Genomic DNA, 457 nt, shown 5'->3' on the forward strand with positions numbered 1-457 from the left:
GTTGATGGTGAGTCATGACGATCAGGTAGGGCACCACTTTCAGCGCAGTGAGGATTTCGCCAGCCTGGCCGGGGAGGGCAATCATGCTTGCTAAAGTGATGTTTGCCTCCCTGAAAACCCGGCGCACCTCGGCGTTGCTGATCGTGGTTGCTATTGCCATGAGCGTGCTGATGATCATCGGCATCGACCGGGTGCGTCATCAGGTGCGCGCCAATTTTGCCAGCACCATTTCAGGGACAGATCTGATCGTCAGTGCCCGTGGTGGGCCAATGAATATCTTGCTCTACAGTGTCTTCCGTCTCAGTGATCCCACCGCTGGCATCAGCTGGAACACCGTGGAGCATCTGGCCGCCCACCGGGATGTGAAGTGGTGGATTCCCATTGCGTTGGGTGATTCCCATCGCGGTTATCCGGTGGTGGCGACTAACGACAGCTATTTGACGCACTACCGCTACGG

At 57.1% G+C, this 457-nt stretch carries 1 pseudogene; it reads left to right on the forward strand.

Going from position 1 to position 457, the window contains the following annotated elements:
- Positions 1 to 83 precede the first annotated feature (83 nt).
- Positions 84 to 457 (forward strand): annotated as a pseudogene (locus tag A3754_RS07315) (ABC transporter permease); the annotation flags it as partial.

The sequence above is a fragment of the Alcanivorax sp. HI0083 genome, assembly GCF_001635175.1.